This window comes from Paenibacillus sp. P4_A7 (assembly GCF_056402455.1).
Window position 1 is genome coordinate 1 of record NZ_JBFUHJ010000340.1, and the last position, 6,000, is coordinate 6,000.

Sequence of the window (6,000 nt, forward strand, 5' to 3'; positions counted from 1 at the left end):
CCGTAATAATGATTGTATCGCTATTATTAGCTCATTGTCTCAAATCGTTATTATTTGGATGTTTAATAACGCTTGAGCCCAATTATTTGATTACTTCTTTTATATGAAGCTGTGGCTCGACAGTTAGATTAACGATCGTCCCATTAATGGATACCCATGGTCTTGTCGGGTGGGCCCGGTCGGAGAATATTATTTCTCCGATTCGGTCGTCGCTAAGTTTAACTACATTACCGTTTTGGAATTGAGTTGCCTTCTCTACAAACGTTTGAACGTAGCCTGGATCTAGCTTACCAAATGCTTCGCTCTTGATTTGTTCCAATACGAGATAAGGTGATGTTGCATTACGATAGGTTTTATTCAGTGTCATTGCATGGAAAATATCAGCAATAGCAACGATTTTGGCATATGGATGTATTTTAGATGCGTCTATGCCAAGCGGATAACCCGTTCCGTCAACCTTCTCATGATGCTGAAGCGCGGCCATCTTAACACCATCGTTAAGAGCTGCTACATTTTTGAGTACTTGATATCCAAGAACCGTATGCCGCTTCATTTCTTCCTTCTCATCGACTGTTAACGTATTTGGCTTCGTTAAAATAGCTTTGTCGATGCGAATGTTCCCRATATCATGCAATAAACCGGCAAGAGCAATTTGCATCCATTCCTTTTGAGGGAAACCAGTCCACTGCGCTATCATATAAGAAGTTAATGCAGACGTTACACTGTTGTGCAGTAAGTAATCGCGTTTATTGAACTGACGAGGAGTAAACGTCAATAAGTTATAGCTCTTACTTTGAAGCAATAGCTTCTCAAGCTGCTTTCTTATATCCATAATAGGTATCCCATGCCCTGTTACGAAAGAATTAAATACCTTCCGCAGCACCTCTAACATCTTTTCATATTCATCCTGAAGGATGGAAGGAAGGGCAGGCATACTCGGCTCCACGACTGGTTCCGTTTCATCTCTTCCCATGATCCCGAAACTGTTCGTATCAATAACGACACTTGAGATTAGGAATGCCTGTAAAATATCTAATTCTCTTGAAGTTATTACTTTACCCTTTTGGAATAAGACACTGCCAAGTGAGGTGAGGACATCTTCTCCGATCTTGTCACCTGGCTTTAGTTGTGTTAATGCTACGACTGTCATGAGTGTCCCCTCGCTCTGCATCTAGTTGACTGCTACATGAGTAGTTGAATATTTATTCTATGACCGTTCCACTATTGTCTTGGTCTTCGCCTTCTTCTAACTCTTCACTTTCTTCACTGCGCGCTACTCGTGTAACCGTAGCTACTGTATCATCATCGCGCGTATTGATGAGCTTGACGCCTTGCGTATTACGACCCATTGTCGATATACCTTCCATACTTTGACGGATCAGAGTACCTAAAGAAGTAATGATCATAAGATCCTCGTCATTTTCAACAACGCTTAGTGATACGATAGGACCGTTTTTCTCCGTAACATTTAAGGTTTTAATCCCTTTACCGCCACGATTCTGAATTCRATATTCACTTACTGGAGTTCGCTTGCCATAACCCTTGGAAGTTACAATTAGAACATCCTTTTCCGGTACGACAACATCCATATCGATTACAGTGTCTTCATCGTCAAGTTGAATACCCTTAACCCCAGTTGCTGAACGTCCCATAGAACGAACATCCTGCTCAGAGAATCGAATCGACATTCCTTCGGCTGTTCCCATAATAATTTCTTGGTTACCGTCGGTCAGTTTTACACGAATTAAATCATCATCCTCGCGCAGCGAGATTGCGATCAATCCAACTTTACGAATATTAATATAATCATCAAGCGGAGTTTTCTTCACTACCCCTTGTCTTGTACCAAAGAACAAGTAATGCTCAGAATCGAATTCCTGAACCGGAATAACCGCATTAATCGTTTCACCTTGTTCAATCTGAATCAGGTTAATGATAGGTGTTCCACGTGCAGTACGGCTTAAGTCTGGAATCTCATAAGCCTTGAGCTTATAAACCTTCCCTTTGTTCGTAAAGAACAGCAAGTAATGATGCGTATTGGAAACGAATAGATGCTCAACAAAATCATGCTCCTTCGTATCCATACCGATTACACCTTTACCGCCGCGCTTCTGACTTCGATAAGTAGAAACTGGTAGACGTTTGATATATCCCGTATGTGTTATCGAGATAATAACATCTTCACGAGGGATTAGATCCTCATCCAAAATCTCTTCATCACTAGCCATAAGCTCCGTACGACGCTCATCGCCAAATCTTTCCTTCACGTCATTAAGTTCGGTTGCAATAATATCAAGCACAAGCTGCTCGTCCGCAAGAATCGCTTTAAATTCAGCTATTTTACGCATAAGCTCTTCATATTCTGCTTCGATCTTGTCTCTTTCTAATCCTGTAAGACGTTGCAGACGCATATCTAGAATCGCCTGTGCCTGTTCATGACTGAGAGAGAATCTTGAAATTAATCCTTCGCGAGCTATATCAGCCGTTTGTGACGCTCGAATTAATTTAATAACTTCATCGAGGTGGTCAAGCGCAATACGCAATCCCTCTAAAATATGAGCACGAGCTTCTGCTTTCTTGAGCTCAAATTCTGTACGACGACGAATAACCACAATTTGATGCTGCAAATAATGATACAGCATATCGCGCAAGTTAAGAGTTTTTGGCTCACCATTAACTAGTGCTAGCATATTAATACCAAAGTTCGATTGCATTTGCGTTTGTTTGTATAAATTGTTCAGTACGACGCTTGGATTTACATCGCGACGAAGCTCTATTACAACTCGCATACCGGTACGATCTGATTCATCACGCAAATCGGTTATGCCTTCTATTTTTTTCTCGCGAACAAGCTCAGCTATTTTCTCAACTAGACGTGCCTTAATAACTTGATAAGGCAATTCGTGTACAATAATGCGGGCTTTACCGTTGTTTTCTTCTATTGTTGCCCGAGCGCGCATAGTTACGGAACCACGGCCAGTCAAATAGGCATTGCGAATACCTTGACGACCCATTACAAAACCAGCTGTCGGGAAATCGGGGCCTTTGATAAATTCCATTAGCTCGAGTGGTGTAATATCTGGATTACGAATTAATGCTAATGCTCCATCTATAACTTCGTTTAAGTTATGTGGCGGAATATTTGTAGCCATACCAACAGCAATACCTGTTACACCGTTTACGAGCAGGTTCGGAAAACGAGCAGGCAATACAACCGGCTCTTTCTCTTCACCGTCATAGTTTGGTATAAAATCAATTGTATCTTTGTTTATATCGCGTAACAATTCCATACCAATCTTCGATATACGGGCTTCCGTATAACGCATCGCGGCCGCCATGTCTCCGTCAATGGAACCAAAGTTACCATGTCCATCTACGAGCATATAACGCAAGGAGAAGTCTTGTGCCATCCTTACCATTGATTCATAAACTGCTGAATCACCGTGTGGATGATACTTACCAATAACTTCGCCTACGATTCTCGCTGATTTCTTATGAGGCTTGTCTGGTGACATACCTAGCTCTGACATCGCATACAAAATACGAYGATGCACCGGCTTCAATCCATCCCTTACATCGGGCAGAGCACGACTTACGATAATGCTCATTGCGTAATCCATAAATGAAATACGCATCTCCGTTCCGATATCCCGATCCTTTATGGATACACGTTGTTCTTCCGTCATGATTTACCTCCCTGACGTTATCTATCGCCACACCTGAATTACTATTGCCATTATATTACTTCCACAAACAAAGAGCATATAAACCCTCTGGCTCAAGCTTTTATGGTTTCCATGTTTATCTCGTATGAGATCACCAAAAATAGGTGAATTACGTCTCTCAAACACGGAAATTTGCCATAAAATGAACAGATACAACTTTTATTATACCACTCAAACGAAAGTCTGTCTCCTGCTTGAGTAGATAGATATCATTATCCATGTTCCATTAGGAAGGGAGTTTCATTAATGACTATACAGCGTGTTATGAGCAAATGGACGAAAACGAAGCTACTGCTGAAATCGGAAAATTTACGTCAATTTATTCCTTCGACGAAGCTGTTTAGCCATACCTCAGTGTTATCTATGCTGAATGAGTATGGCATGGTATATATCAAGCCAATTAATGGAACGGGCGGAAAAGGCGTGCTTCGCGTGGAAAGAACCAATACTCCTTATTCCGGGTATCTCTGCCAATTAGAAACAACGATACGATTCTTTCCTACCTATGATCAGCTCTATCGAAGCCTTATACGACAAAATAATAAACGGCGCTGCATTGTTCAAAAGGGGATTCATCTACTTCGCCATCAAAACCGTCGTTTTGATATACGGCTAATGCTTCAAAAAAATTTGCAAAATGAATGGGAAGTTACCGGAATTATAGGGCGACTGGCACATCCCTCAAAAATCGTAACCAACTATCATAGCGGCGGAACCCCTTTGCCCTTTGAACTTCTAATGTCGGATCACCTGTCACCGTCCCGGCTTATCACATTAAAAAACCGTTTACGAAAAATCGGCCTTCTCGTTGCCTCTCAATTGCAAGGTACGTACCCGAATCTCAAAGAGCTAGGGGTAGATTTTGCATTAGACAATAAGCTGCACCCCTGGATATTAGAAGTCAATTCAGCTCCCGACCCCTACATCTTCCGACATCTCCCTAACAAGAAAATTTTCAAAAGGATTTACAGGTATGCAGCAGCATATGGGAAATTCAAACACAAACGACGAAAGCTACGCAAACACAAATCCAAAAGCGCATGACTGTCAGCTCTAGTTAAGCTTCATTAGCATGAAGGATAACTGACTTCCTTGATCAAAAAAAGCCGTCCACAAAGGACGGCTTACTTGATTCATTATTCTATGCAATTAAACATCCAGGTTCGTTACATATCTCGAATACTTCTGAATGAATTCACGGCGCGGTTCAACATTATCGCCCATCAGTGTATCGAATATGACATCTGCTTCAATGGCATCATCAATTGTTACCTGAAGCATAGTACGGCTTTCAGGATCCATTGTTGTTTCCCAAAGCTGAACAGCGTTCATCTCTCCAAGTCCTTTGTAACGCTGAACATTGACCTTCACGCCTTCGCCGAATTCTGCGATAATCGCATCTCGTTCCTTCTCCGTTTGTGCGTAACGAATGACTTTGTTGCGCTCAATTTTGAAGAGTGGCGGTTGTGCAATGTAAATATAGCCTGCTTCGATGATTTGACGCATATATCGATAGAAAAATGTCAGCATTAGTGTACGTATATGTGCACCATCGACATCGGCATCTGTCATAATGATAATTTTGTGGTAGCGTGCTTTAGCTAGATCAAAGTCATCACTTATTCCCGTTCCAAGTGCTGTAATAATCGCCCGAATCTCAGCATTTCCAAGTATCCGATCCAAACGCGCTTTCTCAACGTTCAGAATCTTACCACGTAATGGTAAAATAGCTTGGAAGTGACGATCGCGTCCTTGCTTGGCCGAGCCGCCTRCGGAGTCTCCTTCAACGATGTACAATTCGCTAATTGAAGCGTCCTTGGATGAGCAGTCAGCAAGTTTACCTGGCAGCGATCCAACCTCTAGTGCACTCTTACGACGAGTAAGTTCACGCGCTTTGCGTGCAGCYTCACGAGCTCTAGCTGCTTGCAAGCCTTTTTCAATAATTTTACGTGATACCGCTGGATTTTCATTCAGAAATTCAGTCAGCTTCTCCGCAAAAAATGACTCAACAATACCCCGAACCTCACTATTTCCAAGCTTTGTCTTTGTCTGGCCTTCGAATTGCGGCTCCGGAATTTTAACGGAAATGATAGCCGTCAGTCCTTCACGCACATCGTCGCCGGAGAAGTTGGAGTCATTATCTTTAATCATGTTCATCTTGCGAGCGTATTCGTTAATGATTCTTGTCAATCCGCTCTTGAACCCTGATTCATGAGTACCGCCTTCATGAGTATTTATGTTATTCGCGAACGAATAAATATGCTCTGTGTAGCTA

4 protein-coding genes are annotated in these 6,000 nt (G+C 42.0%); 1 reads left to right on the forward strand and 3 read right to left on the reverse strand.

The window, feature by feature from the left end:
* Nucleotides 1-82: 82 nt before the first annotated feature.
* Together AC1DWN_RS25550 and gyrA are read right to left on the reverse strand one after the other, a co-directional pair.
* Nucleotides 83-1,150, reverse strand: a complete 1,068-nt coding sequence (locus AC1DWN_RS25550; RefSeq protein WP_477561710.1) for an HD-GYP domain-containing protein — start codon at nucleotides 1,148-1,150, stop codon at nucleotides 83-85.
* Nucleotides 1,151-1,202: 52 nt separating this feature from the next.
* Nucleotides 1,203-3,686 (reverse strand): DNA gyrase subunit A, encoded by a 2,484-nt coding sequence (gyrA, locus tag AC1DWN_RS25555; RefSeq protein ID WP_477561711.1) that lies wholly within the window; start codon nucleotides 3,684-3,686, stop codon nucleotides 1,203-1,205.
* Between the two features lie 285 nt (nucleotides 3,687-3,971).
* On the opposite strand from gyrA, the gene AC1DWN_RS25560 reads away from it, so the two are divergent.
* Nucleotides 3,972-4,769, forward strand: coding sequence for a YheC/YheD family protein (locus tag AC1DWN_RS25560; protein WP_477561712.1), 798 nt, complete (start codon nucleotides 3,972-3,974; stop codon nucleotides 4,767-4,769).
* Nucleotides 4,770-4,874: 105 nt separating this feature from the next.
* Here AC1DWN_RS25560 and AC1DWN_RS25565 read toward each other — a convergent pair.
* A partial coding sequence (locus AC1DWN_RS25565) for a toprim domain-containing protein (RefSeq protein ID WP_477561713.1) occupies nucleotides 4,875-6,000 on the reverse strand: 1,126 nt, incomplete at its 5' end.

Coding starts and splice junctions, on each gene's coding strand:
- AC1DWN_RS25560 (WP_477561712.1), top strand. CDS start 3,972: ATGACTATACAGCGTGTTATGAGCAAATGGACGAAAACGAAGCTACTG.